The sequence below is a fragment of the Bifidobacterium sp. ESL0820 genome, assembly GCF_052606235.1.
On sequence record NZ_CP199594.1, the window covers coordinates 287,416 to 306,603 of the forward strand.

The following is a 19,188-nucleotide window of genomic DNA, read 5'->3' on the forward strand; positions in this document are numbered from 1 at the left end:
TCGGGAAACGGCCCGATGCCCACTGATATGCGCGGACTCCATCCTAATCCCTGCCTGACCTGGATAAGTGTCGAGCGGTTGCCTGTCTGAACAATTGGGCTCAGAGTCCATCATCAGAGCCCATCAGTAGTTGCGGCCCTTGGGAGGCATGTCGACGATATGAACGGGCTGCCAGGAGACGTTTTCCTTGGCATCGATCATGGTGTGAGCCAGGTAGTGTTCGTCATCGCGCTGCGGATAATCGCTCCGGTACAGGGCGCCGCGGGACTCCTGACGCTGCAGGCTGGCGTTCAGGACGACCCGGGCCAAGGTCAGCAGGTTGTTCACCTCCGTGATGGCAGTCACCTCCTGGTTGAGCACTGCTGTCCCACTGTGCGCACGCAGCTGCTTGGCATCAGCATCCAGGTGATCCAGGCTGCGCAAACCCCTTTCGATGCTGCTTTGATCGCATCGGACGGCAACGGCCTCCTCCATCAGCCGTCCCAGTCGGCCCATCAATGCGTAAGGGTTGTTCAGGCTGGCCTCGTCACCGGTGTCGGGTTCTTCGCATTGGTTGTCGGCCAATGCTGGTTCCGAGGGCTCGGCGTTGCTTGCGCCAGCCAGCAACTCGTCCATGAAGGCCTGACGCTTCTGCAGGGCTTGTGCCAGCGGAGACGTGTCGGTCATGTCGTTTGGCTTGTCGGTTTTGGACATGGCGGCGGCGATGGTCTGTCCGGTTCTGGTGCCGAAGAGGCAGGCATCCAGCAGGGAGTTGCCGCCCAGCCGGTTGGCTCCGTGAACGCTGACACAGGAGCATTCCCCGGCTGCGAACAGTCCGTCGACGACTCGACGGCGTCCATCCTGCCAGCGATAGACACGGCCGCGATCCGTGATGGGGATGCCTCCCATGGTGTAGTGAGCGGTGGGTTTGACCGGAACCATGTCCACAGTGGGATCCAGGTGGGCGTAGCGATGGATGGTCTCGGTGACCTGGGGGAGCAGGGCAGCCATGCGCTGGCCGTCAATGCCGGTCATGTCCAGCCAGACGCAATCATGAGGCCCGTCCGGGTCCGATGGATCGGCCACCCCGCGACCTGCATCAATCTCGGCCATGATGGAACGGCTGACCACATCCCTGGCGGCCAGGTCGCCGTGTCCCGGCGCGTAGTCCTGCATGAAGGCCCTGCCCTGACTGTTCCTGAGCACGCCGCCTTCTGCGCGGGAGGCTTCTGAAAGAAGGATGCCGGTGTGGCCCAGGCCGGTGGGATGGAATTGGATGAACTCTATATCCTCCAGCTGCAGGCCGGCCTGCAGGGCGAGCGCCATGCCGTCACCGGTCAGGTCCCAGGAGTTGGAGGTCGTATGGAAGAGTCGGCCGGCTCCGCCCGTGCACAGGACGATATTGTCGGCTTGGATGGCCTGCAGTTTGCCGGCGTGGGTGTCCAGGACGATCAGTCCTCGGGCATGGCCGCCGGATTTCTCATCAGTGGGCGGGTCAACGACCAGATCAGTCACATACCATTCCTCGGCGAACTCGACTCCCAGGTGCAGGCACTGCTGCCAAAGGGCGTGAAGGATCTGGTGGCCGATGCGATCGGCTGCATAGGCTGCTCTCCTGACTGGATGGCCGCCATAATCAGCGGTATGGCCGCCGAACTTCCGCTGGGCGATGTGCCCGTCTTCAGTCCTTGAGAAGGCCACTCCGTCATGCTCCAGCTGGATGACGATGCTCGGGGCCTGCTCGGCCAGAATCCGCACGGCATCCTGGTCAGCCAGCCAGTCGCTGCCCTTGATGGTGTCGTAGTAGTGCCAATGCCAGTCGTCCTTTTCCTGGTTGCCCAGACTGGCCGCAATGCCGCCCTCTGCTGAGCCGGTGTGGGACCGCAGGGGTTGCAGCTTGGAGACGACCAGGACCTTTGGCGACGAATCGTTCCTATTTCCGTCGCTCTCCAGAGCCCTGTACAGTCCCAGAGCGGTTGACAACCCGGCCGCTCCGGCTCCGACGATGACGGCATCATAGCGGTTTCTGACCTTCTGCGGATTCATACCATTGATACTGTCACAACCCGTTGATTGTGGTGGCCCTTCCAGTCCATGTCTGCTTACGAGGGCAGAATGGGTCTTATGACCGAACTTTCCTTCTCCCAGCAGGTTTATCAGGTCGTCAGGCGGATCCCTCGCGGCAAGGTAGCCACCTACGGTCAGGTCGCCTCCCTGACTGGCCATCCACGCAACGCCAGGTTCGTGGGTTATGCGCTTCATGACAATCCTGAACCTGGGGTGATTCCCTGTCATCGCGTGGTCTTCCGCGATGGTTCTCTGGCCCCGGGATTCGCTTTTGGCGGGCCTGAACGTCAGCGTCAGCTGCTGGAGGATGAAGGCGTTCATTTTGTTCCTCCCCGCAGCGATGAATCGGCTGGTGCGGACGGCTGGGTGGTGGATTTGGATCGCTGTCGCTGGAAGGCCTGATTCTTCTGGTCTTCAGCTACCACGCATCCATTCTGCAGGTTGATCGAACCACGAATCTCCAGGGAACCCAGCAGCTGCATCAGATGCCTGACTGAGAGTTCATGTCCCTGATTGGCCAGCTCAGTGCGAAGCTGTCCCATCATGGGCGGACCGCCCCTGAGCTGGCAGGTACGGATAGCCGCCAGCACGGTTGCCTCCTCCTTGGTTAGACGATCGTCGTCGGCTTTTTTGTGTTCATGGGCCATGCCTGGATTTGATGGAGGGGTTGAAGGATGCTCTTTGTGCTGAGAGTGGATCGAAAGCCTGCCTTTATTAGTGCCGGATTGTTTGAGCGTGATCGGGAGCGGCTGATTGCCGTGAGTGGTTTGGATAGGATGATCACAGTCAAGCGGCGGTACGCGCTGCGTGGGCTGCCTACTTCCTTGATGCTCATGATCTTCGGCGGTTTTGACTGAACCGCCGGTCCCTTGTCGAACAGGCTCGTCAGGGTGGATAGGTCCATGGGCGGGATGGCAGATGTCTTGGATGTCGGATGCCGACAGGAGCAACTCCGCCTTGCCCTCATGGATGAGCCGGTTGCAGCCGGTGTTTTCCGGCTGGTCGATTCTGCCGGGGGCAGCCAGCACGCGACGGCCCAATTCCACCCCCCAGTTGGCGGTGTTCAGGGCGCCGGATCGGTGACGGGCCTGTGCAACCACGATGTCGGAGGCCAGGGCGGCGATGATCCGGTTGCGCAGCAGGAACCGACGCGCCTCAGGGATGGTGCCAGGCGGCAGCTCGCTGATCAGCGAGCCGCCATCTGCCTCTATGTTCTCGAACAGACGGCTGTTGCGTTTGGGCCCCATATGCAGCAGGCCTCCAGCAAAAACGGCGACCGTGCGTCCGCCGCCAGCGGCCAGGGCTCCCCAGTGGGCGGCGGCATCCGTGCCCATGGCCCCGCCGGAGACGACCAGGTGGCCTTGGCCGGCAGCCTGTCTGGCTATTTGATGGGCGATGGACCGGCCATACTCGTCACAGGCTCTGGATCCGACAACGGCCAAGGGGTGGTCACAGCAGATCAATGCTTCAGGATTGCCTCGTCCCCACAGGCAGAGGGGAGGGGCCCAGTCGGAGCGGCGTGCCAGGTCGTCAACCTGACCTGGCCAGCAGGGGTCGCCTGGGGTCATCACCCAGAATTGGCCTCCACCAGTCATCATGGTCCGCACCTGGTCGGTGTCCATGGCCAGCAGGGGCGTCAGACGTCTTCGCCAGGAGCTGCTGATCTTGTGGAACCGGGTGAGATCCTCAGGGCTCGTTTGCCGTCCCCACCGAGCCGTCCCCTTAAGAAAGCGTTCGTCCAGTTTGAAGCGTGCTGCTTCGTGAGGGTCCTTGCCATCCGACTGGTTCGGCGCTCCCAGCTCGATCAGGTTTCGGCACAGGTCGGCTGCCTGGTCCGAGCCCAGCAGGCAGGCGATCATGAAGGCATCGGGGCCATCTGCCGCCAAGGTCAGCACAGCTCTGGCAAGCCAGTCGCTCTCGACCATGGTCATCGGTCGCGGTCGGCCGGCAGGCATGGTCTTTATCAAGGGTTTGGACATCTCAGACGGCCCTTGTCCTGAGCAGGATGCCGGTGGTCACGTCGTCCGCACCCGGGCTGGTCCGCCCGTCCAGGTCTGCCAGAGTCCAAGCCAGGCGCATGGTCCTGTCGGCACCTCGCAGACTGATCCGTTGCCTGCGCAGGGCCTGATCCACGACCGAACGGGCCTTGGCTGATGTATTCCGGCGCAGCCATTCGCCGCTGATCTGGGCGTTGCAGGTCCAGCCCTGCTTGCGGAAGCGTTCTTTTGCTGTCTGACGGGCGCGGGTCACACGCTGGCGGATCTGGGCGCTGTGCTGGCGTGGACGGTGGTCGTCGAATCCGGGGTCGGTCACCGGGGGGACTGTGGTCTGGATGTCGATGCGGTCCATGATGGGTCCGGACAGCCTGTTCCAGTAGCGGAGGCGCTCGCGGGGCGTGCAGGTGCAGCGCTCACCAGTGCCGTATCCGTATCCGCAGGGGCAGGGGTTGGCAGCCATGACCAGTTGGAAACGAGCCGGGAAGGTGGTGCTGCCCTTGGCGCGGGACAGGAAGATTCGCCCGATCTCCAGGGGCTCGCGCAGGGATTGGATCACCCTTGGGGAGAATTCCGGGGCTTCATCCATGAAGAGGACGCCGCGGTGGGCACGGGTGATGGCGCCAGGCGTGGCCAGTCCGGCGCCGCCCCCGACCATGGCCGCCATGGAGATCGTATGATGAGGAGCCTCGAAGGGCGGCACATCGGAGATCCCATACTGGCTCAGCGTGCCGCACAGGGATCGGATGGAAGCCACCTCCAGCTGTTGGACAGCATCCAGGGCGGGCATGATGCTGGGAAGCCGTTCCGCAAGCATGCTTTTGCCGGCTCCCGGGGGGCCGACCATGAGCATGTGATGGCCGCCGGCTGCAGCTACCATCATGGCCCACTTGGTCTCCTCCTGTCCGATCACGTCAGCCATGTCCGGCTTGGGCGGAGTTGGATCGACATTGGCGGGGGAGTTGTCTTCATGACCTGAGTTCCTGGGGTGCACACTCGCTATGGCGGTCGACTTGTCAGAGTCCTGGCGTGTGTCTGCTTCGGGGACGACAATCCTGCTTTGCCCACCCAAGGCCTGGATGAGCTGGCCCAGGTGGCGCAGTCCCACGACCTCGATATCGGGAACCAGACGGGCCTCATCAAGGTTGTCTGCAGGGACGAAAGCATGCGTGATTCCCTGAGCTCTGGCCTGAGTGAGAATGGGGAGCAGACCGTTGATGGGCAGAATAGTGCCGTCCAGGTTGAGTTCGCCCAGGATGACGGTATGGTCCAGGCCCTCCGTCGGCAGCGCTCCGCCGGCTTCCAGAACGCTGGTCGCGATGGCCAGATCGTGTGAGGAGCCATGCTTGGGTTTTGAAGCAGGGGACATGTTGACGGTGACCCTGGTCTGCGGCCACCGGAATCCGCAGGCCGAGCAGGCGGATTTGACCCGTTCCCGCGACTCCGACAAGGAGGCATCCGGCAGACCGATGATGGAGAAGTAGGGCAGCCCTGGGGAGATGAAGGACTGCACGTGGATGAGAAAGGCCTTGAGGCCTATCAGTCCCACGGATTCGGCGGATCCGAGACGCATCAGAAGGCCTCCCTGGTGTGTCTGAGGAAGACCGATCCCGGATTCCAGCCGCCCCTGCCCGAACGGTTGGATCCCCTGACGGCCTCGGCGGATGCCTGACAGGAAGCCGGGCGATGGGACCCCTCGGAATGCATGCTTCTGCCAGGGTCGGACTTGACTGACAGGCTGATGACATCAAAACGGGTGCCGCGATGCCGTGCGTTGGGATCCCGGTCGTGGCTGATCAGCCATTGGACAGCTGCTCGACGCAGATGGGTCTGTTTGCGCGGGCCGACTGCCTGTTCCGGGGACCCGAACCGACCGGTGCGTCTGGTCTTGACCTCAACAAAGACCAGAGTCGCCTCAGGCTCCAGGGCGATGATGTCCAGCTCGCCGAATCTGCTTCTCCAATTCCGGGCCAGGATTCTCCAGTTTCGTTGTCTCAGCCACTGGCAGGCGTAGTCTTCGCCCAAACGCCCGAGCTCTCGGCTGCTTACGCCTTTGGCTCTGATCTGTCGCTCAACATCTGCCAGCTCCATGTCGAAAGATTCAGGGCTGCTTGTAGCTGATGTGGTATTTCCAGGTTGCATTATTTCCGCGTTGCTGGCGGAGCCTATGGAATCAGGCAGAGCGCTTAAGGGCTGTGTGACCGATGGGTCCGCGAACATAGCGTCGGCATCGGTTCGGTCGTCCCTGTCGTTGAAGACTGTGCGGAGATTGGTTGGTCTAGTCAGTGCTTGTGTATCCATGTTTCTAGGAGACCACTGGAAGGAAGGCGGCGACTAGTAGAACCGGGCATGTGGTCGAATGAACCTGCGCACACATGAAAGTGGATGAACGAGTGGATTGACGATGCAGACGCTGTACCTATTGCGCTTATCTCTGCATCAGGCAGAGGCGGCAGAGGCAAAAGAAGAAAAGCATTGAAAGAGAGTTGAAAACAGAGAAGGGGGAAAGCGAAAACCAAGGAAACAGAAACCATGGAAGCGGAGACTGGCAGCCCAAGAGAAGGAGATTAAGAGAGATGCGGGGCAACAGGCTGATAAAGGAGTCGGCTAACACGACAAGAAGAGCCTGTGATGGTCTTCGTTGCCGCCATGCACCCGGATGAGGGAAGCAGGGATTCAAGGAGACCAGGAGGTGCAACCGATGGTTTCTCGAGAAGCACCATCCGGTCTCCTATTCCTCAATTGCCTTATGGTCTACATGGCTGATTGGTCAGGTAGTGATCGGATTTCTGATCGACAAAGATGCTTGGTTTGAAGCGAACTAGGTGGATGTGACGCAACCCCCGGGAAACCACGTCACCATCCATCTAGCGCCTAGTGGGCTGGTTAAGGGGGATCAGGCCGCGGTGACCACATTCATGTCGGTACGGGTGATGGCCTGGTCGAAGTCCCTGGTGCCCTTGAAGACCTCCTGGGTCCAGGGGTTGATGTGCTGACGGCGCGCACGGACCAGGATGTATCCCAGTGCGAGCACGTTGGCGGCCAGGGAGAGGATGGAGACCGTCAGGTTGACCCCGGCCTTGTTGACCGACTGGGTTGAGAAGACCGAGTAGTCCTGGAACATGGGCAGTACCTGAGCGAACATGCACCAGATGGCCAGGGTGTTGGCCCGGTTCTGGATCCAGCCTCCCTTGTTCCAGAGGAAGTTGGCGAAGGTGGGCGCCAGGAGGAGGGCCAGGCCGCAGTACCAGGCATGGTTGGGCAGGCAGTTGTAGGTGTAGCAGAAGTTCCACAAGTCATAGGAGATGATGAAGACCCAGGTCATGTCGGGCCAGAGCATGTCGCGACGGTCCTTGGAGGCATAGATGCCGAAGATTCCGGTCATGCAGAAGATGTTGATCAGGCCCGCCACCCCATTGAAGATGTTGTGCCAACCGCCCATCAAGGTGATGCCCTCAGTGGACACCCAGGTTCCGCCCCATCCGCGCAAGGCGGATTCGAAGTCGGAGACCACGGCGATCAGGATGTTGATCGCGACGATGATGAAAGGGAAGCACTTGAACCAGTGGGACTTGCCGATCTTGCCCCATCCGTACTTGAGGGCCATGAAGCCGATGCATCCGGCGGTGGCGGCATAGAGCTTGGCATAGTGGAACCAGCTGGTCATATGGACGTAGGTCGGGTTATGCAGCGCCCAATCGGCCCCGAAGGCCGCCGATACGTAGATGGTCAGGAAATATGCGGTCAGAGCAGCGGGAATGGCCAGGAAGCAGATGATGCCTCCTGTCTTGCTCCGCCTGGCGACCTCGTTGAGACCGATCAGGCATGCGAAGACAAGAATCCAGCCCAACCATTGGTAAGGGGCGTTGGCTCCGTAGACTTGGAACAACATGACGATGTCCTTTCTTCTTTTCTCTGTCAGGTGTTCATTGGTTTGGTTCTTGGCAGCGGATGTCGGGAAGGACGCCGTCGCCTTACAGGTAGGGCTCCAAGTGGAGCGTTTGGGCGGCCATGTGGATGAAAGTTTCGTCGCTGGTGTCCGGCTGCACCCTAAGGAGGGTGATGAACCCGGAAATCAGGACGATCAGCATTTCGCGCACATGGTCGATGGGCAATTGATCCTGGTGGTGCCTGGCGAAGTCCTGAACTGCTGTTTGGCAGAAGTAGTCGGCTATGGCTTTGGAGACCTGGTCCACGAATCGCGTGTAGAGCCCTCCGTTGCCGGAGTGAATCATCTGCTGTCGGAGCGGGCTGTTGTCGGCGATGATCGACCGGGCCACATGTACGACGGTCTCCAGTGCTCCCTTGACGTCGCCGGGTGTCCGCACCCTGTTCCATTCCTCCATCCGGGCCAGGACCTGGTTGACGGACTTGTCCACCATGGCTTGGGCCAGCGTCTCCTTGTCGGGGAAGTAGTGGTAGAAGAGGGATCTGGTCATCCCCACCTGCTTGGCGATGTCCTTGATGGTGATGTGGGAGAATCCCTTATTCCTGCAGATATCGATCACAGCCTGGACGATTTCGTCGCTTTTTCTGGACCTCTTGTGCGAGCGTCGCGGTGCGAAAGCTGACGCGTCTTCTGTAACTGATGCCTGCATGGTTACTTCCCGTCCTTCCGGAGTTTGCCGACCCAGGAACTGAACTTTGACACTATGTCAACATTGACGACTCAAGTATAAAACCAACTTTGACAAAGTGTCAATTTCGTCTAGGCGCCTATCTGTAGGCAGCTACCCTGTTTAACCTCATGCGGAGAGGAAGGGGATATGAGAAGACCCCGAAGCGGAGAATGCTCCGGGGTCCCATAGAGGCCTGTGGTCAGTTAATCTGTGATGCTATGACCTGAGGTACGGGTGACCGCCTTACCGGACCAATCCGGTCATCTGTCCCAGATCCAGCTCGAAGCTGACACCGCGCTGCTGATAGTCGGGCTGATTGCGTGTGTGCTGCATGGCTGAGCGGACGAATTCGCCGGCGATCCGGGCGGCATCGGCCAGGCCTCGTCCTGCAAAGAGCGCCCCGCAGAGGCTGGATGCAAAGGCATCGCCGGTTCCGTGGATCATGAAGGGCAGCTTGTCGTGGACCAGCTCGGTGCGCTCGCTGACTCCGCCATGATCTGCCGAGGCCACGAAGTTGCGCAGCTTGCCGTCCTTCCGGTCGATGCCCTTGATGATGACGTTTTTCGCGCCCATGTCCAGCAGGCGGCCCAGACGCTGACCAACCTGGGCATCGTCAAGGTCCTGGCCTTCGTAGTCGATGCCGGTCAGCAGGCTGACCTCGGTCAGGTTGGGCATGAGCAGGTCGGCTCCATCGACCAGGTTGGTCACGGCCCGGCACATTTCCTCGGTGTAGGTGGGGTACATGGATCCGCCGTCGCCCATGACCGGGTCGACCAGCCGCAGAGCCTTGGGGTATTCCCGATACATGCGCTGAATGATGTCGACCTGCTCGGCGCTGCCCAGAAACCCGCTGTAGATCCCGTCCAGTTCGACGCCCTCCTTCTGCCAGGCATCCAGGTATCCCGGCAGCATCTCGGTGGTGTCGTGGAAAGTATAGTCCTTGAACATGGTGTGCGCGCTGAACAGGGCTGTGGGCACCGGGCAAACGTCGCATCCGGCTGCCGAAAGGATGGGGATGGCGGCCGTCAGCGAGCACTTGCCATACCCGCACATGTCATGCACAGCGGCGACTCGGGGAATGTACTTGCTGTCGCGCTGGTAGAGCCTGTTCTGATCGTCCGTCTGTCCGGCCATCTTTTGAACTCCTTCATGCCTGCTGTGGCTGTTCGCAGCGGAGCCTTCTCCGTCGCTTACTCGACTCTACAGCGGAGGGGTTAAACGGGCACCGCCGCGTGTGCAATAGCGAGATAAAAAAGGCCAGTTTTCAACCTTTTGGAAGCTGTTATAAAAAAGGACGATACCGAAAAGTCCCTTCTGGCTTGAACAGGTGGGCTTGTGCCGCTTATGGTCACATTCAAGAACATGGACGAGGACGCACGTCACCAACAGATAGGAATCGACATGACCGACCAGAACCCGCACAAGTACCATTTCGAGACGCTTCAGCTCCACGTGGGCCAGGAGCAGGCCGACCCAGCCACTGATTCCCGGGCCGTGCCCATCTACGCCACCACCAGCTACGTCTTCCACGACTTCGACCATGCCGAGGCCCGGTTTGCGCTGAAGGACCCGGGCAACATCTACGGCCGTCTGACCAACTCCACCCAGGGGGTCTTCGAGGACAGGATCGCCGCCCTGGAGAACGGCACCGCAGGCTTGGCCGTGGCCTCGGGAGCGGCAGCGGTGGAGTATGCCTTCCGGAACATCACCCAGACCGGGGACCATATTGTGTCCTCCAAGAACATCTACGGCGGCACCTTCAACCTCCTCAAGCACACCCTGCCCCGCGATGGTGTAGAGACCACCTTCGTGGACCCTTCGGACCCGTCCAACTTCGAATCGGCCATCCAGGAGAACACCAAGCTGGTCTTCTTCGAGACCTTCGGCAACCCCAACGCCGACCTGCCCGACTTCGAGGCCATCTCCAAGATCGCCCATGACCACAACCTGCCGGTGATCGTCGACAACACGTTTGCCACTCCTTACCTCTTCCGTCCGCTGGAGCACGGTGCTGACATCGTCGTGGAATCGGCCACCAAGTTCATCGGCGGCCATGGCACCACCCTGGGCGGGGTCGTCGTGGAAGGCGGCAAGTTCGACTGGGCGGCAGTGCCCGGCAAGTTCCCCACCCTGACCGAGCCTGACCCCAGCTACCACGGTCTGCGCTTCTACCAGGATCTTGGGGCTGCGGCCTTCGTCACCCGCATTCGCGCCATCCTCCTGCGCGACACCGGCGCCGTCATCTCGCCCTTTGCGGCCTTCCTCCTCCTGCAGGGGACCGAGACGCTCTCGCTGAGGGTTGAGCGCCACGTCGAGAACGCCTTGAAGGTGGTGGATTACCTGCAGACCGTGCCGGAGGTGGAGTCGGTCAGCCACCCGGCCATCGAGGGCCGTCCCGACCACGAGCTCTACAAGCGCTACTTCCCCAACGGCGCCGGCTCCATCTTCACCTTCGATCTGAAGGGCGGCAAGGATGCGGCCAGGGTCTTCATCAACAACCTGCATCTCTTCTCCCTCCTGGCCAACGTGGCTGATGTGAAGTCGCTGGCCATCCACCCGGCATCGACCACCCACTCCCAGGAGACGCCGGAGGAGCTGGAGGATCAGGCCATCCATCCCGGTACCATCAGGCTCTCCATCGGCACAGAGAACATCGAGGACATTCTGGACGACCTCAAGGGTGCCTTCCAGGCATTGAAGGAGTCCGGTCTGGCCAAGTAGCCGGCAATCACACTTCCTTCCTGGTCCCGTATACGCGTGATACATGACCGAGAAGGCACAGAAGCAGAAGGTGCCTGTCGAAACCTCATTACGTTTCGATGGGCACCTTTGCATATGCCTCCCCTTCCTTCTCCAGTGGCAGACAGCACCTGACCAGTAAGGCGGCAATATTGCGGTAGGTAAGATGGAGGCATGAAACATGGAGCAAAGACGAGGGCGTCTTCCGATCCGTCGTCCGGTGCGGGGAAACCGAGGCAGATAGCTCAGGTGGCCATCAAGGCCAAGGGGCTGACCAAGGATTATGGCAGTGGGGAGAACCTGGTCCATGCCCTGCGGGGCGTTGATGTCGAATTCGAACAGGGCAGGTTCACGGTCATCATGGGTCCCTCCGGGTCGGGCAAGTCCACCCTTATGCATACCTTGGCCGGCTTGGACACCGTTACCTCCGGACACGTCTACCTGAACGCCGATGCTGCCGGGGTGAAGGGCAGGCGGACCAGCCGTCATGGAGGGCGGAGGGGAGTGGTCGACCTGACCAAGCTCAACGACAATCAGCTGACCCTCTTGAGGCGCCAGAGTCTGGGCTTCATTTTCCAGAGTTTCAACCTCCTGCCCATGTTTACGGCCAAGCAGAACATCCTCATGCCTCTGATCCTGGATGGGGCCAAGCCAGACACAGCCTGGTTGGATGTTCTGGCCAAGACCCTGGGCCTGGAGGAGAGGCTGAGCCACCGACCCAGCGAGCTTTCTGGCGGTCAACAGCAACGTGTGGCCATCGCCAGGGCCCTCATCACCAAACCTTCCATTGTCTTTGCAGACGAACCCACCGGAAACCTGGACACGGCCTCTTCGACCGAAGTGCTCAGCTTCCTGCGGGATTCGGTCCGCGAGTTGGGGCAGACCATCATCATGGTCACGCATGATGTCTTTGCGGCCTCCTTTGCCGACCGGGCTTTGGTATTTGCGGATGGGCGAATCGTGGCAGACCAGGACAGACCCACTATGGATTCCATGAATGTCTTGCTCTCCGAGGAAGTCATGGCCTCTACAGCTACAGCTGACTCGGCTGCTCATCGCTGAGGGAACGCTTATGTGGTTCGTTGCTAGAAAAATGATGCGGCATGACCTGGGCATGATGGTTCCCGCCGGCATCGCCATTGTCGTCGGAACACTGTTTATCGCCATGACCTTCCTCTTCGGCAACACTATGGATGTTTCCATGCGGCGTATGGTCTCATCCGATGCTGCCCAGGCCAACTACGCCATCATCCCAGCGGAAGGCAACCATTCAGAGCAGAAAAGGGTGAAGGACTTCAAAACAGAGGAGCTGGCAAAAGTCTCAGGCGTTCACGCAGTCAGATCAGACGCCCAGCTCATGGTGGATGTCCGCGCCGGCAAGGTCAAGAGCGAGAGCGTGATTGCCATTCCTATGGCGGATTCATCGCTGATGCCGGTTGGTCTGTCCAAGGGATCCTGGCCCAGTGCTGATGACCAGGTGGTCCTACCCGGGCCGACTGTGTCCAGGCTCAAGCTTTCCCTGGGTGACAAGGTGAATCTGAACCTGTCGCCTAACATGCTGTATATTTCTGAGGACCTTGGGCCGAAAGGGCAAGCCAGCGCTGACCAGGTTGCGGGTAGGTTCGTATCGAGGCCCCTGACCTTGTCGGGGGTCAGTTCGAACCAGGGCAACGAGGGCGGCGAGTTTGGCGAGTCGGGCGGCGCAATCGTGCTGACCCCCAAGACCGTAGATGCTTTGATGGCTACAGCAGGTCTTGGCAACATGGGTAACCTGTATGCCCAGAACATCTACCTGAATGTTGGCGGGCAGGGCAGCGACCTCGATGGGAGTCTGGCCTCTTTGCGCAAGCTCATGCCTTCCGGCTATTCCCTTGAAGACCGTCACACTATGGAGGACCGACTGGTCAAGACCGCGCTCGGCGGTTCCCAAAACCCCGTGACCACCTTCCTTCTGGTCTTTGGCACGTTGGCCATGTTCGTGGCTGCCACCGTCATAGCCAACACTTTCCAGGTCATGGTCGCTCGGCAACGTCGCTACCTGGCCCTCCTGAGGACGATTGGCGCCAATAAGAGCCAGGTCAGGACCAGCGTCCTGATGCGTTCCATCATCCTGGGCGCTGTGGCTTCCCTGATCGGGGTCGGCGCCGCTATCGGAATCATGGCCATTCTGGGTGCAGCCAAGGCTCATACGAGTTCCCTCTATTTCCAATTGAAGCTGACTCCGGCAGTTATCCTGGTGCCTCTCGTTTTCGGCATCGTCGTTACGGTTTTGGCCTCCCTGGGGTCTTCATTGGCCGCCACCAGGGTCAGTCCTTTGGAGGCGCTGAGGCCTGCCGATCTTTTGCAGAACAAGCGGACGAGCAGAATACGACTGTTTGTCAGCGTGGTCATGATTCTGCTGGGCATCACCATGACGGTCTGGTCTCTCTGGCATGTCAGGCTCAATGTCACGGCAGACAAGGCCAGCAAGGCATCCGGAGACGGGCCGAATATCGTCGCTGCCATGGCTGTCATCGGCATTGTCCTTGCCTTCCTAGGTATCCTTCTTAGTGCCAATCGTTGGATTCCTTTCATGCTCAAGGGAGTCGGATCCCTGGTTTCGCGGATTGGGCCCTCGTCCACAATCGCCGTGGCTAACATTGCACGGAATCATTCCCGTGTGGCGGCAACAGGCACCGCCCTCCTGATCGGCGTAACGCTGGTAGCCACCCTGACTACAGGTGCTGCCAGCGCCAAGCAGACCATGGCCGACATGATGGATGAGCACTACTCGGTCGATCTGCAGATCAGCGCCGATGGCCTGGATACCAAGGCTTTGAACGCCATTCGACGGATCGACGGGGTCGCGCAGGCCGAACTAGTGCCCCAGTATGCTGCCATGGTCAAATCAGGCGGCGAGAACGGTGCAGGAATGACTATTTTCGCCCTGGATTCAAACAAGATCGATCGCCTCCTGAATGCCAAGGTCGGCCAGGATTTTTCTGGACAAGATGCCCTGCTGCTTCCCAAAAGCCTCATGGACAAACAGAAGGATTTTCACGACGGCGGGAACTTAGGGCTCAATATACTCAACCCGATTCAAGGCGACGCTCAAGGCGGATCCGCAACGGTGGCTCAAAGACTCTTCGTGACCAGTGTCTATGCGCCCTTCCAGGGGATTGATGCCAGTGACTTATATGGCCTGACTGACTCATCCTCACTCAATGGCGCTCAGCCTCAGACCGTGCAGATCTGGGCCAAGGTCGATGGCTCGCCAACAGTCTCGGAGTTCATAGACAAGGTGAAGAGTGCACTTTCTGGGTATTCGGCTGTTTCTGTGAAGGGCGGGCTGGCTGAGAAGCAACAGTGGGACCGGACCATCGACAACCTGCTCATGATTATCCTGGCCCTGCTGGCGGTGGCAGTTGCCATCGCATTGATTGGCGTGGCCAACACGCTTTCCCTTTCGGTGTTGGAACGCCGGCGAGAGTCCGCCACCCTGCGGGCAATTGGAATGACACGCAAGCAGATCAGACGGTCCCTGGCTGTGGAATCAGGGCTGATAGCCCTGGGGTCGTCCTTGTCTGGCATGGTCCTGGGTCTGCTCTTCGGCTGGGCTGCAGCCTATGAGATCTTCTCCTCTCTGGGGACTGTGGCTTTCCCCATTCCCTGGTCCACTGGACTGGTGATTCTGGTGGTGGCGCTTGTAGCGGCGATCCTGGCAAGCGTCCTGCCAGCAAGACGTGTCAACCGGACTCCACCGGTTGTGGCTCTTGCTGAGGAATGACGGCAAGCAACCAGCGCGCATCATAAGCACCAGCCTTTATCCCAGCGCGCCTTGGTCGGCGCCGGGAATGATTGATTTGTCTCCCCAGATGCCGTCTTTACTGATGCTGCTTGGAAGGGAGCCGGCTTGAGCGAAGGGACCTTGATATTCCCGGAGTCAATCAAGGGGATCGAGGTAACTGTTGCAATCCATTGATCCGATGGTTGCGTGTCTTGAGGCTCACGTCTTTTGCGCTGAACATGATGTTCTTCATCTCCCGGATGTCCATCCCCGCCGCCCCGCGTTGATTTGGATGGTGCCAGCCTAACAGGAAGAGTTTTTCAACGCACTCATCCGTAAGATTGATTCTTTTCATCCCTCCTAGGGACCATATCGCGGCAGCTGATAGCCGCATAGGGTCAGAAGCAGACGGGAGAAAGGCTTCCTGACGGATAAGGAGCACCATGCAGCACAAAACGGATACCGCGTCTTCGCAAGGGTTAATCGACAGTGCAGGCCCAGGCGTTGCGGGACCACCGGCCGTCAGCGCCAGGCAGCTGACCAAGGATTATGGGCAAGGTTCGAGTGCTGTCCATGCCCTGCGCGGAATCGACGTGAATTTCGAGCAAGGCCAGTTCACGGCCATCATGGGGCCTTCAGGTTCGGGCAAGTCAACGCTTATGCACGTTCTAGCCGGTCTAGATACTGTCACCTCTGGTCATGTCTATATGGCCGCTGATCTTCTGTGCCCGAAGAGTAGACATCGTCATCATCCATCGATTGATCAGGCTGGCCGAGTCGATCTGACACGACTGGACGACCGTCAGCTGACCCTGATCAGGCGGCGACATCTGGGATTCATCTTCCAGAGCTTCAACCTGCTGCCTATGTTCACGGCCAAACAGAACATCCTCATGCCGCTGGTACTGGATGGCGTTCGGCCCGACAACTCGTGGATGGAGCAGCTGGTAGAGACGCTGGGTTTGTCGGAGAGGCTGGACCATCTTCCCGGTGAATTATCCGGGGGACAGCAGCAGCGGGTCGCCATCGCCAGAGCGCTGATAACCAAACCCGGTCTGGTCTTCGCGGACGAACCGACGGGGAACCTGGACCTGGCCGCAAGCACTGGTGTTCTGAAGTTCCTGCGCGATTCCGTACGTGAGCTGAATCAGACCGTCATCATGGTCACCCATGATGCCTATGCCGCATCCTATGCCGACCGTGCGCTGGTCTTTGCCGACGGACAGATCGTTGCGGACCGACAGAATCCGACGGTGAAAGCCATGAACGATCTTCTGGCTGAACAAGTTTCGGCTGGCGCTGCTGGCTATTCCCAGGTACAGGACTAGGGGGGTGCATTGTGTGGCGGATAACCCGTACGATGATGAAGCGCGATGCACGAATGATGATGCCGGCTGGTCTGGCCATCGTGATCGGCACCCTCTTTATGTGCCTGACACTCCTTTTTGGCAACGTGGCGAACGCCTCCATGCGCCGCGAGATCAGTATGGATGCCGGTCAAGCCAATTATGCTGTGACCTCCAGAAGGGATCAGGATAAGCCAATTCTGTTCGACGAGTTCGACAGCAGGGGGCTGTCGAAACTGCATGGGGTTCGTGGTCTGCGCCCCGATGTCAACCTCATGGTGGATACGGAAGCAAACGGTCAGTCCAGCAAGGGGATTCTGGCGATTATGGGTGCCAGCCAGGAGCTCATGCCTATCGATTTGGATCGGGGACAATGGCCGGATTCAGACGATCAGGTGGCACTCCCACGTTCCGTCGCCGACAGGCTCCGGGCGGGCCTTGGGGATAAGGTGCACCTCCATCTGTCCCCGTTGATGCTGCCAGAAAGTGACAGTGCTCAGGATTCTTCAAATAAAGAGAGCCTTGTTTACCAAGGCACTGTAGACTTGACCATCTCAGGCATCAGCAAGAGCCGTGGTGGACAGTACGACGACTTCGGCGGAGCTGTGGTGCTGACGGGTTCTCGGATTGATCGCCTGCTGACTAAGGCGGGAATGGTTGGACCGGCGTCCCCTCCTGTGGAAAACGTCTATCTGCAGGTTGATGGCCAAGGCAAGGAACTTCAGAACACTCTGCATGAGATCAGTCGATACGTTCCCGACGGATACCGGCTGGAGGACCGTCGCGTAATGGAGGACAGGCTGCTCAGTGAGCAGACCGGCAATGGCGTGAACATCATGACTGTCTTCCTCATGACTTTCGGTGTGCTGGCCATGGTGGTGGCTGCCTTGGTGATTGCCAACACCTTCCAGATCATGGTGGCCAGACAGCGCAGGTATCTGGCCCTGCTGAGGGTTATTGGTGCGGATCGACGGCAAATCAGGTTAGGCGTGCTGCAGCAGGCCCTGCTCCTTGGTGTCATATCGTCCTTGATTGGCATCCTGCTGGCCATGGGCTTGATGGGTCTTGCCGGTTGCCTTGGTTTGCATTCAGGCACCATGAAACTTGCACTTCTGCTTACTCCTGCTGCCCTTTTGGTTCCATTTGCGCTTGGCGTTCTGGCAACCTTGGTGGCTGCCTTTGGGTCTACGCGTACGGCTATCAAAGTCAGACCGCTTGAAGCCCTGCAGCCAGTGGATTATCAGGAGCAAGGAAGCAGGAAACGGACCGGTTTGCTGATCAGCATCCTGTTGGCGGTCATCGGCATAGCTGTCGTGATCTGGTCTTCTTGGCGTGTCAGGGAGCTAGTCAGGACAAACACTGGCGATACAGTCCAGACCACTAATCAGCAGGAACTCTTGCTGGGTCTCGCGGTATTGGGTGTTTTGCTGATTTTCCTGGGTGCGCTGACCGGTGCGCGTCGGTGGATTCCAGCTCTTCTGCGTTGCCTGGGTAGGTCTGTGTCCCGGATTGGACCATCTTGCAAGGTTGGAGTGGCGAATATCGCTCGAAATCCCTCACGAGTCGCTGCCACAGGTGTTGCTCTCCTGATTGGCGTAACCCTGGTTTCCACTCTGGCTACAGGTGCGGTAACCACTAAACGGACCTTGGCCAAGGATATTGATCAGCGTTATTCCTTGGATATTGAAATATCTGGTCAGGGGCTGAATAAGAATAATGTGCGGGCCATTCAGCGTATCAAAGGTGTCGCTGATGCAGAGCTGGTGCAGCGATTCAGTGCCAAGGTCGAGTCGGGAGGCCCCTCACAAGATTCCATGACTGTCTATGCCTTGGTTGCTTCACGTATCAGGCGTGTGCTTCATGCCGATCTGGGTCCAGATACGCAAAAGTCGGATGCACTGCTGGTATCGACCAGAACGATTTCCCGGCATTCCGGTTACCGGGATGGAAGTCAGTTGAAGTTATCGATAGCTGATCCTCAGACGGACGATGAACGTGGAAAAGAGGCAGTTGCAAGAAGAACATTGACTGGGGTCTTTGCAGGATTCGGCGGGCTGGACACCAGTGGCGTCTATGCAATCACGGACTCCCGGAATGTCGCTGGGATAAACACCAAGGCGCATGAAATCTGGATCAGGACGCAAGGAGATCGCGATGCCGCACTGCTCTTGGATGACATACGTCAGGCTGTCGGAGAGCATGATGACATGGCTATCAGCGGTGGGCTGACGCAAAAGAGGCTATGGGGCGAAAGAATCGATTCCTTGTTGGCGATCATGGTGGCATTGCTGGGCGTTGCCGTCATCATTGCCCTCATAGGGGTCTCCAACACTTTGATGATGTCGGTGCTGGAACGCCGTCGTGAGACCGCCACACTCAGAGCAATCGGCATGAGCAGCGTCCAGGTTCGCCGATCCTTGGGAGTCGAAGCCTGCATGATTGCCCTAGGAGCCAGTCTGGCTGGAATCGTTCTAGGAATGCTATTCGGGTGGATAGGAGCCTATCAGGTCTTTGTGCCCTTAGGATCCGTGACCTTCACCGTGCCATGGTCGGCTTTTGCGCTGATACTGCCGGTGGCCTTGCTGGCTGCGGTGGCAGCCAGTGTGCTGCCAGCCAGGGAGGCAGTCAGGGTTTCACCCATTGAGGCGCTCAGTGACGATTGATGCCGGCTGATGGCC

The 19,188-nt window shown here is 59.3% G+C and carries 14 protein-coding genes; 6 read left to right on the top strand and 8 right to left on the bottom strand.

The genetic code is table 11. From position 1 onward, the window contains the following. Nucleotides 1–123 precede the first annotated feature (123 nt). Nucleotides 124–2,025, bottom strand: a complete 1,902-nt coding sequence (locus ACUIAH_RS01230) for an FAD-dependent oxidoreductase (protein WP_445341129.1) — start codon at nucleotides 2,023–2,025, stop codon at nucleotides 124–126. A gap of 78 nt (nucleotides 2,026–2,103) precedes the next feature. On the opposite strand from ACUIAH_RS01230, the gene ACUIAH_RS01235 reads away from it, so the two are divergent. Beyond that, entirely contained in the window at nucleotides 2,104–2,448 is a 345-nt protein-coding gene (locus ACUIAH_RS01235; protein ID WP_082067705.1) for an MGMT family protein, read from the top strand. On the opposite strand, the gene ACUIAH_RS01240 is transcribed toward ACUIAH_RS01235, so the two are convergent. The 6 genes from ACUIAH_RS01240 to ACUIAH_RS01265 form a co-directional block, all read right to left on the bottom strand. After that, on the bottom strand, nucleotides 2,364–4,025 hold the full coding sequence (locus ACUIAH_RS01240) for a DNA-processing protein DprA (RefSeq protein WP_445341130.1): 1,662 nt from the start codon (nucleotides 4,023–4,025) through the stop codon (nucleotides 2,364–2,366). The two genes, ACUIAH_RS01235 and ACUIAH_RS01240, sit on opposite strands and share 85 nt — an antisense overlap. A 1-nt stretch (nucleotide 4,026) precedes the next feature. Then, a complete protein-coding gene (locus ACUIAH_RS01245; protein WP_445341131.1) occupies nucleotides 4,027–5,613 on the bottom strand; it encodes a YifB family Mg chelatase-like AAA ATPase in 1,587 nt (528 codons plus the stop codon). Further along, nucleotides 5,613–6,131, bottom strand: a complete 519-nt coding sequence (locus ACUIAH_RS01250; protein WP_445341132.1) for a YraN family protein — start codon at nucleotides 6,129–6,131, stop codon at nucleotides 5,613–5,615. The genes ACUIAH_RS01245 and ACUIAH_RS01250 overlap by 1 nt, the downstream gene beginning before the upstream one ends. 805 nt (nucleotides 6,132–6,936) lie before the next feature. Beyond that, complete coding sequence (locus tag ACUIAH_RS01255; RefSeq protein ID WP_445341133.1) at nucleotides 6,937–7,932, bottom strand: DUF5692 family protein; 996 nt, start codon at nucleotides 7,930–7,932, stop codon at nucleotides 6,937–6,939. An 82-nt stretch (nucleotides 7,933–8,014) separates the two neighbouring features. Further along, the gene (locus ACUIAH_RS01260) at nucleotides 8,015–8,638 is read right to left on the bottom strand and encodes a TetR/AcrR family transcriptional regulator (protein WP_313837903.1); all 624 of its coding nucleotides are present in this window, start codon (nucleotides 8,636–8,638) and stop codon (nucleotides 8,015–8,017) included. Nucleotides 8,639–8,902: 264 nt separating this feature from the next. After that, nucleotides 8,903–9,793 (bottom strand): pyridoxamine kinase, encoded by an 891-nt coding sequence (locus ACUIAH_RS01265; protein ID WP_445341134.1) that lies wholly within the window; start codon nucleotides 9,791–9,793, stop codon nucleotides 8,903–8,905. Between the two features lie 267 nt (nucleotides 9,794–10,060). On the opposite strand from ACUIAH_RS01265, the gene ACUIAH_RS01270 reads away from it, so the two are divergent. The 3 genes from ACUIAH_RS01270 (at nucleotide 10,061) to ACUIAH_RS01280 (ending at nucleotide 15,164) form a co-directional block, all read left to right on the top strand. Next, nucleotides 10,061–11,380 carry an O-acetylhomoserine aminocarboxypropyltransferase/cysteine synthase family protein gene (locus ACUIAH_RS01270; RefSeq protein WP_024626493.1) on the top strand — a complete coding sequence of 440 codons (1,320 nt, stop codon included), beginning with the start codon at nucleotides 10,061–10,063 and terminating at the stop codon, nucleotides 11,378–11,380. A 192-nt stretch (nucleotides 11,381–11,572) separates the two neighbouring features. Then, entirely contained in the window at nucleotides 11,573–12,460 is an 888-nt protein-coding gene (locus ACUIAH_RS01275; protein WP_445341135.1) for an ABC transporter ATP-binding protein, read from the top strand. A 10-nt stretch (nucleotides 12,461–12,470) separates the two neighbouring features. Beyond that, complete coding sequence (locus ACUIAH_RS01280; RefSeq protein WP_445341136.1) at nucleotides 12,471–15,164, top strand: ABC transporter permease; 2,694 nt, start codon at nucleotides 12,471–12,473, stop codon at nucleotides 15,162–15,164. Nucleotides 15,165–15,324: 160 nt separating this feature from the next. Here the strand turns inward: ACUIAH_RS01280 and ACUIAH_RS01285 are convergent, their stop codons facing one another. Further along, entirely contained in the window at nucleotides 15,325–15,519 is a 195-nt protein-coding gene (locus tag ACUIAH_RS01285; protein WP_445341137.1) for a hypothetical protein, read from the bottom strand. An 88-nt stretch (nucleotides 15,520–15,607) separates the two neighbouring features. Between ACUIAH_RS01285 and ACUIAH_RS01290 the strand changes: the two genes are divergently transcribed. Together ACUIAH_RS01290 and ACUIAH_RS01295 are read left to right on the top strand one after the other, a co-directional pair. Continuing rightward, complete coding sequence (locus ACUIAH_RS01290) at nucleotides 15,608–16,492, top strand: ABC transporter ATP-binding protein (protein WP_445341138.1); 885 nt, start codon at nucleotides 15,608–15,610, stop codon at nucleotides 16,490–16,492. A gap of 32 nt (nucleotides 16,493–16,524) precedes the next feature. Continuing rightward, nucleotides 16,525–19,173 carry an FtsX-like permease family protein gene (locus ACUIAH_RS01295; RefSeq protein ID WP_445341139.1) on the top strand — a complete coding sequence of 883 codons (2,649 nt, stop codon included), beginning with the start codon at nucleotides 16,525–16,527 and terminating at the stop codon, nucleotides 19,171–19,173. Nucleotides 19,174–19,188: the final 15 nt, after the last annotated feature.

What these genes read in the sequence shown, in the direction of transcription:
- ACUIAH_RS01250 (WP_445341132.1), bottom strand. Translation starts at nt 6,131, where the DNA reads ATGGAGCTGGCAGATGTTGAGCGACAGATCAGAGCCAAAGGCGTAAGC.
- ACUIAH_RS01230 (WP_445341129.1), bottom strand. Translation starts at nt 2,025, where the DNA reads ATGAATCCGCAGAAGGTCAGAAACCGCTATGATGCCGTCATCGTCGGA.
- ACUIAH_RS01280 (WP_445341136.1), top strand. Translation starts at nt 12,471, where the DNA reads ATGTGGTTCGTTGCTAGAAAAATGATGCGGCATGACCTGGGCATGATG.
- ACUIAH_RS01260 (WP_313837903.1), bottom strand. Translation starts at nt 8,638, where the DNA reads ATGCAGGCATCAGTTACAGAAGACGCGTCAGCTTTCGCACCGCGACGC.
- ACUIAH_RS01290 (WP_445341138.1), top strand. Translation starts at nt 15,608, where the DNA reads ATGCAGCACAAAACGGATACCGCGTCTTCGCAAGGGTTAATCGACAGT.
- ACUIAH_RS01275 (WP_445341135.1), top strand. Translation starts at nt 11,573, where the DNA reads ATGAAACATGGAGCAAAGACGAGGGCGTCTTCCGATCCGTCGTCCGGT.
- ACUIAH_RS01240 (WP_445341130.1), bottom strand. Translation starts at nt 4,025, where the DNA reads ATGTCCAAACCCTTGATAAAGACCATGCCTGCCGGCCGACCGCGACCG.
- ACUIAH_RS01265 (WP_445341134.1), bottom strand. Translation starts at nt 9,793, where the DNA reads ATGGCCGGACAGACGGACGATCAGAACAGGCTCTACCAGCGCGACAGC.
- ACUIAH_RS01270 (WP_024626493.1), top strand. Translation starts at nt 10,061, where the DNA reads ATGACCGACCAGAACCCGCACAAGTACCATTTCGAGACGCTTCAGCTC.
- ACUIAH_RS01245 (WP_445341131.1), bottom strand. Translation starts at nt 5,613, where the DNA reads ATGCGTCTCGGATCCGCCGAATCCGTGGGACTGATAGGCCTCAAGGCC.
- ACUIAH_RS01235 (WP_082067705.1), top strand. Translation starts at nt 2,104, where the DNA reads ATGACCGAACTTTCCTTCTCCCAGCAGGTTTATCAGGTCGTCAGGCGG.
- ACUIAH_RS01295 (WP_445341139.1), top strand. Translation starts at nt 16,525, where the DNA reads ATGATGAAGCGCGATGCACGAATGATGATGCCGGCTGGTCTGGCCATC.
- ACUIAH_RS01285 (WP_445341137.1), bottom strand. Translation starts at nt 15,519, where the DNA reads ATGAAAAGAATCAATCTTACGGATGAGTGCGTTGAAAAACTCTTCCTG.
- ACUIAH_RS01255 (WP_445341133.1), bottom strand. Translation starts at nt 7,932, where the DNA reads ATGTTGTTCCAAGTCTACGGAGCCAACGCCCCTTACCAATGGTTGGGC.